Below are 18,424 nucleotides of genomic sequence, written 5' to 3'. Positions count from 1 at the left end.
GTAGTCAAAGTCAGTTAAAAGTATGTGATTCTTTCGGTGCCAGCGCGGCAAAGTAGGCCCGCCCGCCGGCGATATCATTCTGCAATTGTGCAGTTAGCGCCTCGATCGATGCAAACTTCTGCTCGGCGCGCAACCGCTGGTGAAACATTACCTTCACCGGTTCACCGTATATATCCCGGTCAAAATTCAGCAAATGCACCTCCAGTAGCGGTGCAATATCGCCTGCCACAGTAGGTTTAGCACCCACATTGGCAACCCCCGGATAAAGCTTGCCATCGGGCAATAGCGCGCTGATCACAAACACGCCCGATAACGGCGAGCGGTAGCGCTGCAATCGCACGTTGGCCGTGGGCACCCCTAGCTGGCGCCCAAGTTTCTTGCCGTGCCCTACCCGCCCGCCAATTGCATAAGCGCGGCCCAGGCAGGCCTCGGCTTTGGCAAACTCACCCGCCTGCAGATGCTCGCGGATCCGGGTGCTGCTCACCCGCTCGCCGGCGATGGTCAGGGTGCAGGTGTCAGTCACGCCAAAACCCAGCTCGCTCCCGGCACGTTGCAGTAGCTCGTAGTTGCCGGCGCGGTCGCAACCAAAGCGAAAGTCATCCCCCACCACTAAGTGGCGAATACCCAAGCCATCGTGCAAAACCCGGCCGATAAACTGACGCGCCGTCAGGCTGCGAAACGCCTCGTTAAACTGCAGGCACAACACCCGGTCAACACCGGCGGCAAACAACGCCTCGAGCTTCTCGCGCAGGCGCATCAACCGCGCCGGCGCCCGCTCACGCGAGAAGTACTCGTGCGGCTGAGGCTCAAACAAAATCACCACAGAGGGCAGGTTAAGGCGTTCGGACACGTCGTTAAGCTGACGCAATATGGCCTGATGCCCCAAATGGACGCCATCAAAGGTCCCAATGGTGGCCACAGAGCCACGATGGCGCTCGCGCAGGTTGTATAAACCGCGAATAAATTCTGGAGCCTGACTGTTCACACTGAACCTGTTAACGGCAAAAAATCTGACGCGTGAGTATACAGCAGCCGCACTAGTGGCGCGAGACGTGACGCAAATTCGAAGGTTTAAATCCACACACCAGCAAGCCGCCCACATAGACGACCACGCCAACGGTGCAAACCAGCGCCAAATGCCAAACCCGGACCCCGGCGGACCAGTTCACCCAATCGTGCCACACCCAAATAAAGCCGATAAGCGCCGCCGCCATGGCAATATTGGCACACAGCAGCTGCAATCCCAGGGCACTCCAGCCTCGCTGGCGCCAATAAACTCCCAAACGGCGCAGCCCTCGGTACAACAAAAAGCTGTTTACATAGGCCGCTAAGGAGGTGGCCAGCGCCAGCCCCACATGGCCAATTTGCCAGTAATAGTGCAGCGGCAGCACAAACACCAGATTAAGTACCATGTTAATGGCCATGGCGATAATGCCAATGCGCACCGGCGTTTTCATATCCTGCCTTGCGTAAAACCCCGGCGCCAACACTTTAATTAGCATAAACGCCAGTAAACCCAGCGCGTAGGCGCGCAGGCTAAGGGCCGCCATGGCCGTATCGGCAGCGCTGGTCGCCCCGTACTGAAACAGCGTAATTAAGATCGGCTCGGCGAGAATAATCAGGGCAATAATCGCCGGCAAAGCAATTAAGCAAATCAGCCGCAGCGCCCAATCCAGAGTGCGGGCAAAGCTTTCTGGGTCCCGCGCGGCGTGCTGGCGCGACAAGTTAGGCAAAATAACCGTGGCAATGGCAATGGCGAACACCCCCAAAGGCAAATCCGCTAAGCGCTCGGAATAGTACAACCACGAGATACTGCCACTGGGTAACAGCGAGGCGATAATGGTATCGAGCATCAGGTTAATCTGGCTCACGGACACGCCAAACAGCGCCGGCACCATCAGTGCCAAAATACGCTTAACCCCGGGGTCGGCCCAATCCACCTTGGGCGAGGGCAGCAGCTGCAGGCGCATTAAAAACGGCAATTGAAACACCAGCTGCACCACACCGGCCGCCAACACACCCCACGCCAACGCCAGCGCGGGCGGATCAAAATGCGGCGCCGCCAGCAGGGCCGCGCCAATCAAGCACACATTTAGCAGCACCGGCGTAAAGGCCGGCACGGCAAAATGATCGTAGCTGTTAAGAATAGCGCCCGTCAGCCCGGTAAGGGAGATCAGCATTAAATAGGGAAAGGTAATCCGAATCATATCGGTCGCCAGAGCAAACTGTGCGGCATCGGCATGAAACCCCGGCGCAAACACCGTGGCCACCAGTGGCGCCCCCAATACCGCCACGGCGGTGACCAGCAACAACACCAGCCCCAACCCACCGGCTACCCGGTCAATTAGCGCCTTTACCGCCGCCAGCGAGCCCTGCGAGCGGTACTCCGATAATACCGGCACAAACGCCTGGGCAAAAGCGCCCTCGGCAAACAGCCGGCGCATAAAATTAGGGATTTTAAAAGCGACAAAAAACGCATCGGCACCGCCGCCGGCACCAATGGTGTGGGCAAAAACCACATCGCGCAGCAGGCCCAGCACCCGCGAGGCCATGGTCATCACCCCAACCTTGCTGCTAGAGCGCAGCAGGCCAGGCTTGGCGGGCGGGCGGCTGTCAGGCGTTTTGTCGGTTTTTGCTTGACTCACATTGGTGTCCGGGGCGATGTATCAGAGCGCCATTATCCACACCCCCCACGCCTTTGAACAGCGTCGCCATTGCAAACAAAGATGATAATCTTTATCATCCGCATAAATTTCGCAAAACGGATGCCCGCTATGTTCAACAAGTCCCCGCTAGTGCTCGCCATCGCCTCTGGGCTCACTCAGGCAGCCTCCGAGCCAGGCAAAGACGCAGAAACACTCGAGACCATGGTTGTTACCGGCCGAGCCCAATCTCTGTATCGGGCCAATGACTCATCGGTATCCACCCGCATTGACGCCGATTTGTCGCGGGTACCGGCATCTGTGCAAGTGACTAACGCCGAGCTGATTGAAGATCAGGGGGCCCGCGATGCCCGCGACTTATACCGGGATATCAGTGGCGTGAGCGTGTTTAGCTACTCGGGCATTACCTTTCGCGGCTTTCGTCAGGACGAGGTGTTATACGACAGCCTGCGCGGCGACCCCTACGCCGGCTTTACCGTGCCCCGCACCTTTGGGGTAGACCGACTCGAAGTACTCAAGGGCCCCAGCGGCGCCATTTACGGTGCCGGCGCACCGGGCGGTTTAATTAACTACGCCACCAGTCAGGCGAGCCTTGAGCAGTACGGCCGCGCGCAAATTGTGGTGGGCGACTATGACTTAACCGGCGTCAATGTGCAGGCCACCGGCGGCTTTGGCGACAGCGACTTTGGCTACCGGGTAGCCATGCTGAAAGAAACCGAAGAGCCCTTTCGCGAGCACACCACCAACGATAACGATCAAGGCGACTTAGGCTTTATTTGGCAGCCGAAGACAGACACCAGCGTGCAAGTAAAATATTCGTTTGTGGACCAAACCCTGGACGCTAACCGCTTGCGCGGCGTGCCGGTGGATGAAGACGGCGAGTTTTTGGTGGACCCCACCTGGAACCATAACGAGCCCACCGACTTTCTGAGCCTGACAGCCGACGTGTTTTACTCGCGCCTACAGCACGCTTTTAACGACAGCGTAAAACTGGATGTCGCGCTGCGCTACTATGAAAACCAAGAGCTACAAAATTACCACGAGCCGCGCGGGCTGTTCGACTCAAACGGTGACGGCATAGATGACATGATGGCGCGCCAGTTTCGCGATCAGGTGCGCAACAATGAGGGCACCAGCGCCTACGCCAACTTAATTTATGAATTTAATACCGGCGGCATCAGCCATCAGCTACTGACGGGTTTTGATATTTTCGATCAAGACAGTGACTTTAAAGCCAAGCGCGGCAGCCCGGTAACCGATGGCGGCGTGGTACCGCCGCTGAGCCTGTACGATCCGGTTTACGGGCAGACCTCCCGCGCCCAGTATGGGCTAGATGACCGCGACTGGGAGAGCGACTCGGAAACCGGCCTGACGCAATCGGGCCTGTATGTGCAGGACTTAATCGGGTTATCTGACGCCTGGGATGTATTGCTTAGCCTGCGCTTTAACGATTTTGAAAGCAGCAGCGGTACCGCACAAGACAGCGACAGCGCCCTCACCTACCGCCTGGGCACGGTTTACCACTTAACCGAAGACCTTAACTTTTACGCCAGCTACAGCGAAGGGTTTGAGCCACAAGGCGTGGCCAACCAAGATGCCGAAAAAGGCGGCCCCTTTAAGCCCGAAGAAAGCGAAAGCCTTGAGCTGGGTGCAAAGTTAATGTTGTGGTCTGGGCGGGCACAACTAAACGTCGCCGCCTACGAGATTGAAAAGCGCAATGTCGTGCAGGCCGACCCGGCCGGCGATGTGGGCGGCGACGGCGTGGACGATTTAATTGCTGTGGGCAAAGTGCGCAGCCGCGGGGTAGAAATGGACTTAAGCGCCGACCTACTGCGCCACTGGACCATGACCTTAAACTACGCCTACAACGACACCAAAGTACTCGAGGCCACCAGCGGCATCACCAACGCCACCGGCGACCGCTTTGCCAATACCCCGCGCAACTTGCTGGGCTTGTGGACGCGCTACGACTTTCCGGCCATCAACTCAGCCGTGGCGTTTGGCGTAGATTACAAGGACGAGCAAATTGGCATCAGTGGCGATTACGTTAAGCCTTACACCGTGTTCGACGCCAGCTGGCAGAGCACCTTTGATCAGTGGAAGCTACAACTGAACGTCAGCAACCTGTTCGACGAAGAGTACGCCGAAAGTGGCTTTATCACCCGCACCGGCCACTTTCCCGGCGAACCGCGCCGCGTGGTGGCCACCATTAGCCGCGAGTTTTAAGGCCGATGGCGAAATCATCCAAGCTTAATCGCCAGTGGTGGTTTCGCCTGCACAGCTGGGCGGGCATTAAGTTTAGCCTGCTGCTGTTTTTTGTCTCGCTCACCGGCACCCTGGCGGTATTCGCCTATGAAATCGACTGGCTGCTCACCCCCGAGCTAAGGGTAGAGCAACCGCCGGGCACGCTCGCTCGCCCCGCCGGAGAGCTACTGGCCGCCGCTCACGCGGCCAACCCCCGCTGGACAGTAAGCTCGCTTAATCTTGGCCTGCCGCGTTTTATAGCGGCCGAGGCCATTGCCCGAGACGAGGCGGGTGAACTACAGCGAATTTATCTCAACCCTTACACCGCCGAGGTGATCGGGGTGTCCCGCTGGTTTAACGTCCACCGGTTTTTACGCCAAACCCACCGGCATTTAATGCTGCCGTTAAAATGGGGGCTCACCATTGTCGGGCTGCTCAGCATACCTTTACTGCTGTCGTTCATCTCGGCTTTTTTTATTTATAAAAAGTGGTGGCGCGGCTTTGCCAAAGCGCCCAAAAGCGGTGATACCCCCAGACGCTGGTGGGGCGATTTGCACCGATGGTTAGGTATCTGGAGCCTGCCATTTATTGCGTTAATCGCCGTTACCGGCCTGTGGTATTTGATCGAGCGCTGGGGCGGCGCCGCGCCTTCGGCAACGAGCTTACTGCCCGAGATAAGCTCAATGCCCCAACCGCAGGACGCGGCATCCTTAACCCCGGCCATCGACAAAGCACTGGCACAAAACCCCGGGTTTACGTTAAAGCGCATCCTCGTGAGCGAGGGCAAACCACTCCTGCTGCAGGGACAAGACAGCGCTCTGTTAGTGCGCAACCGCGCCAACACCATCGCCTTAGACGCCCATACCCACACCATTGCCGGGCAGGTTAAAGGCGAGCAGCTAAGCGCCCATCAGCGCATTGCCGAGGCCGCCGACCCGCTGCACTTTGGCACCTTTGCCGGTTACCTCAGCAAAATCATCTGGTTTATCTGGGGGCTGGCCATGACCATTCTCTCGGGTAGCGGCGTCTGGCTGTGCGCCCTGCGCCTGGGCAGCCGGCGCAAAGGCCCCAACCCCCGCGCCGCCTGGCGGCTTATCGGCCACAGCCGCTGGCTACAGTTGGCGCTGGTACTGGCGAGCCTCGGCCTTACCCTGCCCTTCATCTTTGCTTGACAGCCTAGCCAGCACCCGATACTGTACATCCAAACAGTATCACAATGGAGATTAATCATGGCTGTAGTCGCCGTTTGGAAATGTGACCGGGATGGAAAGATGTTTGACGATAAGAAGGCCGCCGAAGCGCACGACAAAATGCTGGAGCTGGCCGCCAATATTACTGAGCTGATTGAAACATCGGTTAAAGGTATTAGTGAAGAGCACAGCGAGGCTATCGGTTTGCTACTGGCAAGCAAAAGCGAGCAGCTGGCAAAGGCCTGCAAAGGTAAGCCCGAGGTTTTACTCGAAGAGGCCCAAGAGAGCAGCGTAACGCCGTTGGTGGCCCAGCAATAGCCTAAGTCACCCACCGCAAAATCACCACAGTGCTGGGCAGCGCGCCCTTGTGTTGCCACTCCACACAGCACTCGCGGCAGTACACCGCTTCCACACCGTGCTGCCGTTTGCTTGTCCGCCGCATTGCCTCAACGGTGCGGCGGTTTTTTACCTTCCGGAACCCCACTCTGCGCAGAGCGTTAAATTGCGCTATTATCCCGCCACGTTTTTTATCATCATCGCGTAACATTTGCCCCTGGAGCCCCTATGTTCACCGAGCTGCCATTATTGCCCGCCGACCCCATTTTAGGCTTGAGCGCCGCCTATCACGCCGATACCAACCCGGACAAAGTCGATTTAGGCGTTGGGGTCTACAAAACCGAACAGGGTAATACGCCCATTTTAGGTTGTGTTAAACAGGCAGAAGCCGAGCTATTTAAAACCGAGGCGAGCAAAGTGTACACCCCGCCGGCGGGCATTCCGGGCGCCAATAGAGCGGCAGCGGCACTGGCCTTTGGTGAAGAACATACGGTGATTCACGACCAGCGCCTGGCCACCATCCAAACCCCCGGCGGCAGCGGAGCCCTGCGTGCGGCGGCCGAGCTAATCGCTAAAGCCCGGCCCGACGCCACTGTTTGGGTCAGCACTCCCACCTGGGGTAATCATATTCCGCTACTCAGCAGTGCCGGGCTTACCTTAAAAGAGTACCCCTACTACAATTTCAGCCAACAGCGCATCGACTTTGACGGGATGCTGAACACCTTAAGCCAAGCCGGCAAAAACGATGTGGTCTTACTGCACGCCTGCTGCCACAACCCCAGCGGCGCAGACCTGACGCAAGCGCAATGGCAACAGCTAACGTCGCTGGCGAGCGAGCAGGGCTTTACCCCCTTTATCGATATGGCTTACCAGGGTTTTGGTGATGGCATCGCTGAGGACGCCTACGGAGTGAGGTTGATGGCCGATACCTTGCCGGAACTTATTCTGGCTATGTCGTTTTCCAAAAATTTGGGGCTTTATCGCGAGCGTACCGGCAGCCTCAATATTGTCGCGCCATCGGCCACCGCCGCCTCGGCCAATTTAAGCCAGATGTTAAGCATTACGCGTGGTTTGTACTCGATGCCGCCGGCCCACGGCAGCTCGCTGGTGGATATTATTTATCACGATCGAACCCTGCACGCGCAATGGCTGCAAGAGTTAGCCGATATGCGCGAGCGTATCAGTGGCCTGCGCCAGCAACTGGTCACGGCGCTCAACCACCAACAGCAACACACGGACTTTAGTTTTATCGCCGAGCAGCGCGGTATGTTTAGCTTTTTGGGGTTGAGTGAGCCACAGGTAACCCGCTTAAAAAGCGAGTTTAGCGTCTACATGACCGACAACAGCCGCATTAACATTGCCGGTGTTAACAGCGGCAACCTGGAGTACTTGGCGCAGTCGGTGTGTCAGGTATTGCGTTAAGCCCGCCCGCCTAACTCTCGTCCGGCGGCGGCAAAGGTGTGTCGCCGTTGGCTTTTAATACCGCGCGCTGCAACATCATCGAATTGGGGTAAGTAACCGTATTGCCGTCATCCAAACGTATGATCACATGGAACATGGTGATCTCGCTGACCACACCGGTCCACTTAAAATCCGGATCGAGCACCTGAATCCGGTCGCCCACCCGATACGGAAACCCAAAAAAGATAATCACACTGGCGGTAATATTGCTCAGTATTGACCACTGAGCAAACAGGGCAATACCCACTACCGCAAACATGGACGATAAAAATAACGCCACGTCACCGTAACCTAACCCCAAAATCAGGCAGACGACCACCACACCGCAAAACAGCAAAGCAAAGTGAGTGACTTTGTTGATGTACTCCACCCGGTAAAGGCTCACAGAGCGCTTGATCGCCAGGTCCCGCACGACTTTATCCACCACCCGCGCCAGCAACAAAAAGGCCACGATACAGCTACTAAGCAAAGCTACTTTTAACACGCCTGCACTCCTTCCCAACACCGTAAAAATTGAATATGGTAACGCTCTATCCGGCCGCACAAAAACACGGCCACCTGACACAGGATGAACGCCCTATGCAGTGCATCGCTCACCGTGGCGGCCCCGCCAATGATTTGCCGGAAAACTCGCTTGCCGCCATCACCCGGGCACTCAGCAGTGGTTGCAACGCTATAGAAATAGACGTATGGCTACTGCACGGCACGCTTTATATCACTCACGACCATCGTTTAAAACAATCCATGGGTGACAGCTGCGCTTTATGGCTGTGCAGCCAGACGCAGCTGCAAAGTGCCCGCCTGAGCAATGGCGAAACAATCCCCACCTTACAACAAGTGCTCGAACTGGTCGGCGAGCAGCGCCTGCTGAATATCGAAATTAAAAACAGCGGCTGCGCCGATGCTGTGGTACAGGCTCTGCAACACTGGCAAAATACCACTGGCGGCAACTTAGAGCATATTGTGGTCTCCAGCTTTAATCATCACGAGCTGTACCGTTTAAAGCAACAACTGCCCACCGTAAAACTGGGCTTACTGCTTGCCAGTAACCCGCTCGATTACGCTGCGGCCGCTACCGCGCTGGGGGTGTTTTCCTGCAACACCTCGCTGGTCACCACCAGTGCCGAGCTACACGCAGATATTAAACGTCGCGGTTTGCAGCACTGGGTTTATACTGCCAATCATCCCGATGAGTGGCAGTATTTGGCGGCCATAGGTGTCGATGCTGTTTTTACCGACTTCGTCGATGAGTTTTTAGCCGCAACAACTGGTGTTTAATGGGTGTCTAGCTCGCAACTCATCACATTAACCCAGCGCCCGCCCAATTTGGCGCGGCGCACAAGCTGCCAACCTTGACGGCGGTAAAATTCAGATTGATCGGTTGCCGTAAGCCATAAGCTGGTCATTCCCAGCTCGCGGGCAAAGTGCCTAACACCTTCTATAAGATCACTCGCGACACCCCGGCAACGCCACTGCGGAGTCACAAACAAACTGCTAAGCCACAGGGGTGTGTCTGTTTGCGGGGTGCCCGGACGGCCCCCCAGATGATAGCTAACGACGCTAACACAGCCGATTAACTCAGCGTTGGTGCGCTCGAGTGCAATCCAGGTTTGCGGCACAGAGCCCGGCCCCATTAAATGTTGCAGCAACCGGTCGCGGCGCGTCTGCTGGCTGCTTTGCAATCCCTGACGCAGACATTCGCGGTGGTGCCAGGTCGCCACCTGATCGAGATAGTCGGGGCATTCGATCAGACTTACCCGGCACCATTCGGGTGCGCTCTGCAACAACGTCACCCGTTAGACGCTGGCGCCAGACCACTGTTGTACATCCTCACCCTGAACCTGCTTATCGGCGTGATAGCTTGAGCGCACCAACGGCCCACAAGCGGCGCGGGTAAAGCCAAGCTCTTTGGCAAGTGCAGTGTACTCGGCAAACTCATCCGGGTGCACGTACCGCTCCACCGGCAGGTGATCTTTGGATGGCTGCAAATACTGGCCGATAGTAAGCATATCTATATTGTGCTCGCGCATATCGCGCATCACCTGAAAGATCTCTTCTTTGGCTTCGCCCAGCCCCACCATCAGGCCAGATTTGGTCAACACATCCGGGCGGCGCTTTTTAAACTCCGACAGCAGCTGCAAGCTCCACTCGTAGTTAGCGCCCGGGCGCGACTGACGGTACAGGCGCGGCACGGTTTCTAAGTTGTGGTTAAACACATCGGGGGCTTCGCGCTCCAGAATGTCCAGTGCTGGCTCCATGCGCCCACGAAAATCCGGGGTCAGAATCTCTACCTGTAAATGGGGCGAACGCTCGCGGGACTCCCGGATACAATCGGCAAAGTGCCCGGCACCACCATCGCGCAGATCGTCGCGGTCTACCGAGGTGATCACCACATATTTAAGGCCCAGCTCGGCAATCGCCTCGGCCAGCTGCACCGGCTCTTTGGCGTCCAGCGGATTGGGTTTACCGTGGCCCACGTCGCAAAAGGGGCAACGACGGGTGCAGATATCGCCCATAATCATAAAGGTCGCCGTACCGCCGCTAAAACACTCCCCCAGATTAGGGCAGTTAGCTTCTTCGCATACAGACGACAAGCCGTTTTTGCGCAGCAGCTTTTTAATGCGATCCACCTCGGGCGAGGCCGGTACACGTACACGAATCCAGTCGGGCTTGCGCGGCACTTCGACGGCATCGGTCGCAATGACTTTTACCGGAATCCGCTCGACTTTATCCGCATCGCGCAACTTCTCGCCCTGTTTGTGGCGACGGGTGCGTTTTACGGGCTGGATATCGGGTATTTCAATCGTCATAGTCAAACTCATTCAGGCCTGCGGCCTTTGATACAAGGATTCTGGGACTCAAGCGCCACAAGATTACTGACACCAGCCACTAGAGGCGGGCATTATAGCGGTTTTGTAGCCCAATTTCTGTACAAACTCTTTTACCAGTGCCGCTTTAACCTGCTCCATAGAGCAATCGGCCTGGCTTAAACGGGCCATATCCACCATTTGCATGCCAGGATAACCGCACGGATTTATCTGCTCAAAGGGGGTTAAATCCATCGCCACATTCAATGCCAAGCCGTGAAAACTACAGCCACGCCGTACGCGAAGGCCCAGCGAGGCAATTTTAGCGCCATCGACATACACCCCCGGGGCATCTGGCCGGGCATAGGCATCAATAGCAAAACGTGCCAGCAACGCGACAATCACCTGTTCAATCAGCGTAACCAGCTCGCGCACCCCCAGTTTACGGCGGCGCAAATCGAGCAGCGGGTACGCCACCAGTTGGCCGGGGCCATGGTAGGTTACCTGCCCGCCCCGGTCACTCTGCACCAGCTCGATACCGTCCAGAGCCAACAAGTGCTCGGGCTTACCGGCTTGGCCCTGAGTAAACACCGGCGGGTGCTCGACCAACCACAATTGGTCCGCAACCTCGGGGCCACGGTTACTGGTAAAAGCCGACATCTCGTGCCAAGTGCTAAGGTAATCCCGCTGCCCAAGGTCAAACACCTCAAGCTGTTCGGCGACGCTCATCACAGCACGATTTTTACAATCGGATTCGCTCGCAGCGCTTTGTGAATTGTATCGAGCTGCTCGATACCGGTAGCCGTTACATACACTGTTACCGACTGGAACCGGCCTTTGCCACTATCTTTAACTTTCACCCGCGAGCGATTAAAGCCCGGCGCATGCTCGTCCATAACGTCCATCACCAGAGCATAAAGAGCGTCGCCCGCCTCACCCAACACTTTAATGGGGTAATCGGGACAGGGAAATTCTATTTTGGGGGGTTCTTGCTCAGACATAGGACCTCGCTATAGCAACAGCGGGCGATTGTAGCAAAATTTGCGCGTGACGGCTGCACCGTCACGCGCACCAACCGCTAGCTCAGCAAGCCGGTGATAAACAGTTTAATGGCATCAATAATGCGGGCAAAGAATCCGGCCTCGGGCACCGCTTTTTGCGCCACAGCGGGCACTTCAGCCAGCGTCTCGCCGTTTAAGGTCAGCGTTAAGGTGCCCACTTGCTCACCTTTTGCAATCGGTGCTTTTAGGGTGTCGGGCAGCTGCAGGGCCACCTCAATATTACCGCGACTGCCACGGGGGATCGTCTCAATAACATCCTCGCCTACCGTCAACTCCAGCTGGTCGCTGGTGCCATACCAGACCCGGGCGCTCTCCAGTGCTTCACCGGCGCGATAAAGCGTTTGGTTTTCAAAGTAGCGAAACCCGTACGCCAGCAGCTTTTGCGTTTCGGCGGCGCGTGAGTCCTCACTAGAGGTGCCCATCACCACCGAGATCAAACGCATATCACCGCGCTTAGCCGAGGCCACCAAACAGTAACCCGCCGCCTCGGTGTGACCAGTTTTTAGGCCGTCTACAGAGTCGTCGCGAAACAGCAGGCGGTTGCGGTTGGGCTGATTGATGCCGTTGTAAGAAAAGTACTTTTCTTTATATAAATCGTAATATTCCGGGTGATCATTAATAATCGCCCGCGCCAGCAGCGATAAATCCCGCGCGGTGGTCAGGTGCCCCTCGGCGGGCCAGCCGGTGGAGTTTACAAAGTGGCTGTTGGTCATACCCAGCAAGCTGGCGGTTTGGTTCATAACATCGGCAAAGGCATCTTCGCCGCCGGCGATATGCTCGGCCAACGCGACGCTGGAATCGTTGCCCGATTGCACAATCACACCGCGCAACAAGTCGATAACCGGCACCTCGGTGCCTTCACGGACAAACATTTTTGAGCCGCCCATCTTCCAGGCGGCAACGCTAATATTAACGGGGTCCGTCTCGGCGAGCCGACCATTGTCCAGCTCTTCGGTAACAATGTAGCTGGTCATCATCTTGGTTAAGCTGGCCGGAGGCAGTTGCTCATCGGCGTTTTCCTCAACGATCACCTTGCCGGTATCGGCATCCAACAACAGGTACGCCGTCGAGGCCAGCTGTGGTGCGGCGGGAATCAGCACCTGCTGTGCGTTAGCAACAAGAGCGAGGGTAAATAGGCCGCAAGCGGCTAAAGTTTTGGCAAACATGAATTTCCAGTCTTTAAGTCAGTGGGTCGGGCAAAAATAATATTAAAGTGTAACGCAAAGACACCGCAGGCGCGGCACCTTTGCTCAATCTTTCACAATATGGCTGTTGTAAATACCCGCCGAGGGCAACGCCTGGCGCACGCGGTTAATTTCAACCTCGTCGGTCAAGGGGCCAATGCGCACTCTATAGAGTGGCTTTGCCGCCATAAATTCACTAATAAACACCCGTTCTTGGGTAATCGAAGCCACTTTATCGCGCATACGCCGGGCGCCGTCGGCACTGGAGAACGCCCCCACCTGTAAGTAAAATCCATCGGAGTGACTCGCGGGGCGGTCGTCGGGCTTTAACGGCGGTGGCGGTGTATCGCCGGGCACAATGATTTCCACCTCGACCGGCCCGGTACCGGTTTTAGAGATGCCCAGACGCTGCGCCGCGGCATAGCTCAAGTCGATAATACGCCCCTCATGAAAGGGCCCGCGATCGTTGACCCGCACCACCACACTGCGCTTGTTCTCAAGGTGCGTCACCCGAACATAAGACGGTATCGGCAGCGTTTTATGGGCGGCGGTCATGGTGTACATATCGTAGGTTTCGCCATTTGAGGTTTTATGGCCGTGAAACTTTTTACCGTACCACGAGGCGTAGCCGCGCTCTTTATAGTCGGACTCATCCTCAATCAAATAATAGGTTTTACCCAGCACCGTATAGGGGTTTTTATTGCCGGCCCGGGTGCGCGGCTCAACCCGGGGCACGGCATCGGGTACGTGAGACAGGTCAACTTCTTTATCGGGCCCGACATCCTGATCTATATGATAACGGCTGGAAGGCTTGGGCTTAGAGTCATTACTAGAGCAGCCGGCCAACAGCACCGCGGCCAGCACTAACAACCACAGCTTATTCACGCTCACCTCCTGCCTCGCTGTGAGCACGTGCGATGGCTTCAGCCAACTGGTGCACGGCCATGGCGTACATATGGCTGCGGTTATAACGGGTAATCACGTAAAAGTTATTCAACCCCAGCCAATATTCATCACCCAGAGAGCCGTCGAGCTTAAGTGGCAACGCTTTTACGTCATCGCCGAGCGGCACAATTGGCGTAAGGCCGGCGGCGCGCCAATGCGCTACGGTGCGCTCGGGGGCAACGATTTGGTTGTAAACAATGTCGTTATCCAGCGTCGCCCCGGGGCGGGCGCGCACGGTCACCAATGCGTCGCGCTGCCACCCGTGAGTGGTGAAATAGTTAGCCACGCTACCGATGGCATCGGTTAGGTTATTCCAAATATCCGGCAGGCCATCGCCGTCAAAATCTACCGCGTAGTGGCGATAACTAGAGGGCATAAACTGCCCGTAACCCATGGCGCCGGCGTAGGAGCCTTTGTGGGCCAGCGGATCTTGCGCGTGCTCGCGGGTAAGCAATAAATACTGCTCGAGCTCACGGGTGAAAAACGGGCTGCGCGGTGGGTAGTCAAACGCCAGCGTACTTAAAGCATCGATTACCCGATAGCTGCCGGTTATTTTACCGTACAAGGTCTCAACGCCAATAATGGCGACGATGTACTCGGCGGGCACGCCATACTCTTGTTCGGCACGGGCTAAGGCGTCGGCATTGGCCTGCCAAAACTTCACACCGCCTGCAATACGTGCCTCTTTAATAAAAATTTTGCGGTAATCTGCCCAGCTTTTGGTTTTTTCGGCCGGGCGGGAAATGGCATCGAGTATCGTCTGGCTCTTTTCAGCCTGGGCAAACAATTGCTGTAACGCCTCACGTTCAAAACCGTGCTCTTGCGCCATACGCTCGATAAACGCTTGTGCCTCGGGGCTCTCGTTGTAATCTGCCTGCACCGCGCCGGAGACACTGACCAGTACCACTAACCAACTAACTTTAAAACAAACCTTTAACTTACGGCGAATATTCAACAATGCGTCTCCAGAGAAGTTCTTATTAACAATAACAGCGAGCGCGTATCAGGTTATCGGATAACCTTTCGCGGCTCGGTGGCAATAGCCATTAATATCCCAAAGGCTGCCATCAAAGTCACAATCGATGTTCCACCCTGACTGACCAGCGGCAAAGGAACGCCCACAACCGGCAACAACCCCGAAACCATACCAATATTAACGAATACATAAACAAAAAAGGTCAGGGTGATACTGGCTGCCAGCAGCCGGCCAAAACTGTCCTGGGCCCGCACGGCAATCATCATGCCGCGCAATACGATTAAAATATAAAGCGCCAACAGCACCAGCACGCCAATTAAGCCAAACTCTTCGGCCAGCACCGCAATAATAAAATCCGTATGCCCCTCGGGCAAAAAATCCAGGTGCGACTGAGTCCCCTGCAGCCACCCTTTACCCGGTACACCACCCGAGCCAATCGCGGTTTTAGACTGAATAATATTCCACCCCGCCCCAAGCCGATCGGCCTCGGGGTTTAACAGCGTTAGCACGCGCTTTTTCTGATAATCGTGCAGCACAAAATGCCACAGCGGCCACAGGCTTGCCAACAACGAAACCACGGCGGCCACAATATAACGCCAGGACAAACCGGCAAAAAACAACACCATTAAGCCCGACGCAGCCACCAGAATTGACGTCCCCAAATCGGGCTGCTTAATAATCAGTACCGTAGGCACCGCCACCAAAGCGAGGGTCCAAAATACATGTTTAAACACCGGGGGCAAGTGCCGCTGCCCGAGATAGGCGGCAATCGTCATGGGCATTGCCAACTTCATCACCTCTGAGGGCTGAAAACGAAACCCGCCCAGGCTTAACCAGCGCTGCGCGCCTTTGGCACCTACCCCATGCAAAATAACTAACACCAATAACACCACCCCCAAAGCATAAGCCCAGGGGGCTAAGCGCCGCATAAAATGCACCGGCACTTGCGCGACGATAAACATCGTCAGGTACGCCAGACCAAAATAAATACCTTGACGCTTTATGGCCCCCAGCGATTGATCGCTGGCACTGTAAAGTACCACCAGGCCACCGGCGGTAACCGTTAACAGTAAAAGCAGTAACCAAAAATCGAGATGCAGACGCTGCTGCAGTCGATCGCGCTTGCGCAGCGTGCGGTCAGACTCGGGTAAACGACGTAAAAAATCCTGATTAGGCACGACCCGGGTTACTCCTTTAGCTCGCCATTGGCATTTAACAACCAGGCATCGAATACCCGCCGCGCGACCGGCGCCGCTGCCCCCGAGCCAGACTCGGCATTTTCCAGCAATACGGCTACGGCGATTTTGGGATTCTCCAGCGGTGCAAACCCGACAAACAAAGCATGATCGCGATTGCGCTCACTCAGCGCCTCCGAGTCGTACTCGGCGTTTTGTGCAATCGCCACCACCTGAGCGGTACCGGTTTTTCCCGCCATTTTATACTTAGCGCCGCGCGCGATACGCTGCGCGGTGCCGTGCTGACCGTGCACTACCTCGGCCATCGCCTCGATACCGAGCTCCGATATGTAGTCTTCCACATCAACCACATGGTCGGTAATGGGCGGGCGCGGCTCTCCCCCCACCGAGGCCACCAATTGCGGCCTTAAGCGCGTGCCGCGATTGGCAATGGCTGTCACCATGGAGGCCAATTGGAGGGGGGTTGCCAGAACATCACCCTGCCCAATCGACACGTTTAAGCTATCACCCGGATACCAGGGCTCGCCCCGGGCACCGCGCTTCCAATCGCGCGAGGGCCAGATGCCACGTCGCTCGTTAGGCAAGTCAATTTGAGTTTTTTGTCCCAGACCGTACTGGTAACCAAAGCTGTGCATTTTATCGATGCCCATGTTAAAGCCCAGGTCGTAAAAATACACATCGCAGGACTCGGCAATAGCCTGTTTGAAGTCAACCTTGGGGCCGTGCCCCCAGCGCTTCCAGTCGCGATACAAACGGCTGCTGCCTTTGAGCTTGTAGTAGCCCGGATCGTACACCGTGTCTTCGGGGGTGACGATGCCATAGTGCAAACCGCCCATGGCCACGACCGGCTTAATGGTTGAGCCGGGCGGGTACTGCCCCTGCAGAAACCGGTTAAACAGTGGCAAATCGCGGGATTGATTCAGCTCGCGATAATCTTTAAAGCTAATGCCGGTAACAAATAAGTTGGCGTCAAAGCTCGGCGCACTCACCGCCGCCAATACCCCGCCGGTGGCCACATCCATGGCCACCACGGCGCCGCGATGCCCCTCGAGGGCGGCCAGCGCCTCTTGCTGCAAGCGCGAGTCCAAATGCAAGGTTAAGTCGCTGCCGGGCTTAGGGTCGCCACTTTCCAGAATACGAAGTACCCGCCCCCGGGCATTGGTCTCGACGTTTTGGTAGCCAACCTCACCCAATAGCTCCGACTCGTAAGAGCGCTCTAAGCCAATTTTACCGATCGAGTGAGTGCCGCTGTAGCGCTGGTACTCGTCGGGATCAAAGCCCGAGAGTTCGCTCTCGTTAATGCGGCCCACGTAGCCAATGGTATGGGCAAATAAGTCTCCCTCGGGGTAATAGCGTACCAACTGCGCGTGCACCTCAACGCCATCGAGGCGAAACTCGTTAACCGCCAGCCGCGCCAGCTCTTGTTCGGTTAAGCCAAAGCGCAGGGGAACCGCATCAAACGGCCGGCGCCGCTGGCGGAGCTGATCGTTAAACTTTTCAATATCGTTGGAACTGATATCAACCAGAGTCCCCAAAAATTCAAGGGTCTCGGCCAAATCCGGGACTCGTTCGTGAACAATTGAGAGCGTATAACTGGCGCGGTTTTCGGCGAGTAATTCACCGTTGCGATCGTAAATTAAGCCGCGGGTGGGCGGAATTGGCAGCACGTGCACCCGGTTGCGATCGGACTGGGTAACGTAATCCTCGTGGTGATCCACTTGCAGCGAGAAAAAACGCAAAATCAACATGCCGGTCAGCAGCACAATCACCAATCCGGCAAACAGCGCGCGGGCAAAAAACAAACGCGCCTCGCGGTGGTGATCTTTAAAGTGTCTCGCTTCGGACATAGGGTTGTCAGATCCTACCCGGCGCTCGCCGCGCCTTGATGTTATTTATGATACGGATGGTTATGCAAAATCGTCCAGGCGCGATACAGCTGCTCGGCCACCAAAATTCGCACCAGTGGGTGCGGCAGGGTTAGCGCCGAAAGCGACCAGCGCTGCTCAGCCAGCGCCAGCGCCGCTGGCGCCAAACCATCGGGGCCGCCCACCAACAAACTGACGTGACGACCGTCCATGCGCCATCCGGCTAACTGCTCGGCCAGGTGCTCGGTGCTCCATCTTTTGCCTTTTACATCCAGCGCAACCACCCGGTCACCTTTACCAATAGCACCGCGTATCGCGTCGGACTCGCGCTCCATGGCGCGCTGAATATCGCTGTTTTTGCCGCGCGGCGCCAACGGCAACTCGGTCAGCTCAAGCTCGAGATCCCCCCGGGGCAAGCGCTTAACATACTCGTTATAGCCCTCTTGCACCCAGCCGGGCATTTTGCTGCCCACCGCGATCAGTCGTATGCGCATGG

The 18,424-nt window shown here is 56.5% G+C and carries 18 protein-coding genes; 5 read left to right on the top strand and 13 right to left on the bottom strand.

What is annotated here, in order from left to right; genetic code table 11:
* Positions 1-10 precede the first annotated feature (10 nt).
* Together ribF and murJ are read right to left on the bottom strand one after the other, a co-directional pair.
* Positions 11-985 (bottom strand): bifunctional riboflavin kinase/FAD synthetase, encoded by a 975-nt coding sequence (gene ribF, locus AAC019_RS03365; RefSeq protein ID WP_339897154.1) that lies wholly within the window; start codon positions 983-985, stop codon positions 11-13.
* Positions 986-1,037: 52 nt separating this feature from the next.
* Positions 1,038-2,645, bottom strand: coding sequence for a murein biosynthesis integral membrane protein MurJ (murJ, locus tag AAC019_RS03360; RefSeq protein WP_339897153.1), 1,608 nt, complete (start codon positions 2,643-2,645; stop codon positions 1,038-1,040).
* Between the two features lie 129 nt (positions 2,646-2,774).
* On the opposite strand from murJ, the gene AAC019_RS03355 reads away from it, so the two are divergent.
* The 4 genes from AAC019_RS03355 to AAC019_RS03340 all read left to right on the top strand — a co-directional run bounded on the left by AAC019_RS03355 (position 2,775) and on the right by AAC019_RS03340 (position 7,855).
* Positions 2,775-4,889 (top strand): TonB-dependent siderophore receptor, encoded by a 2,115-nt coding sequence (locus tag AAC019_RS03355; protein ID WP_339897152.1) that lies wholly within the window; start codon positions 2,775-2,777, stop codon positions 4,887-4,889.
* A gap of 5 nt (positions 4,890-4,894) precedes the next feature.
* Positions 4,895-6,079: a PepSY-associated TM helix domain-containing protein gene (locus AAC019_RS03350; protein ID WP_339897151.1), complete on the top strand. Its 1,185-nt coding sequence runs from the start codon at positions 4,895-4,897 to the stop codon at positions 6,077-6,079.
* 57 nt (positions 6,080-6,136) lie between these two features.
* Positions 6,137-6,415, top strand: a complete 279-nt coding sequence (locus AAC019_RS03345; protein ID WP_339897150.1) for a YebG family protein — start codon at positions 6,137-6,139, stop codon at positions 6,413-6,415.
* Between the two features lie 246 nt (positions 6,416-6,661).
* A complete protein-coding gene (locus AAC019_RS03340; protein ID WP_339897149.1) occupies positions 6,662-7,855 on the top strand; it encodes an amino acid aminotransferase in 1,194 nt (397 codons plus the stop codon).
* A 10-nt stretch (positions 7,856-7,865) separates the two neighbouring features.
* Here AAC019_RS03340 and AAC019_RS03335 read toward each other — a convergent pair whose 3' ends face one another.
* Positions 7,866-8,378, bottom strand: coding sequence for a mechanosensitive ion channel domain-containing protein (locus tag AAC019_RS03335; RefSeq protein ID WP_339897148.1), 513 nt, complete (start codon positions 8,376-8,378; stop codon positions 7,866-7,868).
* A gap of 35 nt (positions 8,379-8,413) precedes the next feature.
* On the opposite strand from AAC019_RS03335, the gene AAC019_RS03330 reads away from it, so the two are divergent.
* Positions 8,414-9,172, top strand: coding sequence for a glycerophosphodiester phosphodiesterase (locus tag AAC019_RS03330; protein WP_339897147.1), 759 nt, complete (start codon positions 8,414-8,416; stop codon positions 9,170-9,172).
* Here AAC019_RS03330 and AAC019_RS03325 read toward each other — a convergent pair.
* The 10 genes from AAC019_RS03325 to rlmH all read right to left on the bottom strand — a co-directional run bounded on the left by AAC019_RS03325 (position 9,169) and on the right by rlmH (position 18,422).
* The gene (locus tag AAC019_RS03325; RefSeq protein WP_339897146.1) at positions 9,169-9,678 is read right to left on the bottom strand and encodes a GNAT family N-acetyltransferase; all 510 of its coding nucleotides are present in this window, start codon (positions 9,676-9,678) and stop codon (positions 9,169-9,171) included. The genes AAC019_RS03330 and AAC019_RS03325 overlap by 4 nt on opposite strands.
* Before the next feature lie 12 nt (positions 9,679-9,690).
* A complete protein-coding gene (lipA, locus tag AAC019_RS03320; protein WP_339897145.1) occupies positions 9,691-10,704 on the bottom strand; it encodes a lipoyl synthase in 1,014 nt (337 codons plus the stop codon).
* A 63-nt stretch (positions 10,705-10,767) separates the two neighbouring features.
* Positions 10,768-11,430: a lipoyl(octanoyl) transferase LipB gene (lipB, locus tag AAC019_RS03315; RefSeq protein ID WP_339897144.1), complete on the bottom strand. Its 663-nt coding sequence runs from the start codon at positions 11,428-11,430 to the stop codon at positions 10,768-10,770.
* Entirely contained in the window at positions 11,430-11,702 is a 273-nt protein-coding gene (locus AAC019_RS03310; RefSeq protein ID WP_339897143.1) for a DUF493 domain-containing protein, read from the bottom strand. Before AAC019_RS03310 ends, lipB begins: the two co-directional genes overlap by 1 nt.
* A gap of 77 nt (positions 11,703-11,779) precedes the next feature.
* Positions 11,780-12,928, bottom strand: coding sequence for a D-alanyl-D-alanine carboxypeptidase family protein (locus tag AAC019_RS03305; RefSeq protein ID WP_339897142.1), 1,149 nt, complete (start codon positions 12,926-12,928; stop codon positions 11,780-11,782).
* Between the two features lie 84 nt (positions 12,929-13,012).
* Complete coding sequence (locus tag AAC019_RS03300) at positions 13,013-13,831, bottom strand: septal ring lytic transglycosylase RlpA family protein (protein WP_339897141.1); 819 nt, start codon at positions 13,829-13,831, stop codon at positions 13,013-13,015.
* Positions 13,824-14,771 (bottom strand): lytic murein transglycosylase B, encoded by a 948-nt coding sequence (mltB, locus tag AAC019_RS03295; RefSeq protein WP_339897321.1) that lies wholly within the window; start codon positions 14,769-14,771, stop codon positions 13,824-13,826. The genes AAC019_RS03300 and mltB overlap by 8 nt, the downstream gene beginning before the upstream one ends.
* A gap of 128 nt (positions 14,772-14,899) precedes the next feature.
* Positions 14,900-16,045, bottom strand: a complete 1,146-nt coding sequence (gene rodA / locus AAC019_RS03290) for a rod shape-determining protein RodA (RefSeq protein WP_339897140.1) — start codon at positions 16,043-16,045, stop codon at positions 14,900-14,902.
* Between the two features lie 8 nt (positions 16,046-16,053).
* Positions 16,054-17,910: a penicillin-binding protein 2 gene (mrdA, locus tag AAC019_RS03285; protein ID WP_339897139.1), complete on the bottom strand. Its 1,857-nt coding sequence runs from the start codon at positions 17,908-17,910 to the stop codon at positions 16,054-16,056.
* Positions 17,911-17,951: 41 nt separating this feature from the next.
* Positions 17,952-18,422 carry a 23S rRNA (pseudouridine(1915)-N(3))-methyltransferase RlmH gene (gene rlmH / locus AAC019_RS03280; RefSeq protein ID WP_339897138.1) on the bottom strand — a complete coding sequence of 157 codons (471 nt, stop codon included), beginning with the start codon at positions 18,420-18,422 and terminating at the stop codon, positions 17,952-17,954.
* Between the last annotated feature and the right edge of the window lie 2 nt (positions 18,423-18,424).

Source organism: uncultured Gilvimarinus sp. (genome assembly GCF_963975215.1).
Taxonomy (GTDB): domain Bacteria; phylum Pseudomonadota; class Gammaproteobacteria; order Pseudomonadales; family Cellvibrionaceae; genus Gilvimarinus.
This window is presented reverse-complemented; position numbering and strand designations above follow the sequence as displayed.

What these genes read in the sequence shown, in the direction of transcription:
- rlmH (WP_339897138.1), bottom strand. Translation starts at nt 18,422, where the DNA reads ATGCGCATACGACTGATCGCGGTGGGCAGCAAAATGCCCGGCTGGGTG.
- AAC019_RS03310 (WP_339897143.1), bottom strand. Translation starts at nt 11,702, where the DNA reads ATGTCTGAGCAAGAACCCCCCAAAATAGAATTTCCCTGTCCCGATTAC.
- AAC019_RS03345 (WP_339897150.1), top strand. Translation starts at nt 6,137, where the DNA reads ATGGCTGTAGTCGCCGTTTGGAAATGTGACCGGGATGGAAAGATGTTT.
- AAC019_RS03305 (WP_339897142.1), bottom strand. Translation starts at nt 12,928, where the DNA reads ATGTTTGCCAAAACTTTAGCCGCTTGCGGCCTATTTACCCTCGCTCTT.
- AAC019_RS03350 (WP_339897151.1), top strand. Translation starts at nt 4,895, where the DNA reads ATGGCGAAATCATCCAAGCTTAATCGCCAGTGGTGGTTTCGCCTGCAC.
- AAC019_RS03355 (WP_339897152.1), top strand. Translation starts at nt 2,775, where the DNA reads ATGTTCAACAAGTCCCCGCTAGTGCTCGCCATCGCCTCTGGGCTCACT.
- AAC019_RS03330 (WP_339897147.1), top strand. Translation starts at nt 8,414, where the DNA reads ATGGTAACGCTCTATCCGGCCGCACAAAAACACGGCCACCTGACACAG.
- AAC019_RS03340 (WP_339897149.1), top strand. Translation starts at nt 6,662, where the DNA reads ATGTTCACCGAGCTGCCATTATTGCCCGCCGACCCCATTTTAGGCTTG.
- lipB (WP_339897144.1), bottom strand. Translation starts at nt 11,430, where the DNA reads ATGAGCGTCGCCGAACAGCTTGAGGTGTTTGACCTTGGGCAGCGGGAT.
- mrdA (WP_339897139.1), bottom strand. Translation starts at nt 17,910, where the DNA reads ATGTCCGAAGCGAGACACTTTAAAGATCACCACCGCGAGGCGCGTTTG.
- lipA (WP_339897145.1), bottom strand. Translation starts at nt 10,704, where the DNA reads ATGACGATTGAAATACCCGATATCCAGCCCGTAAAACGCACCCGTCGC.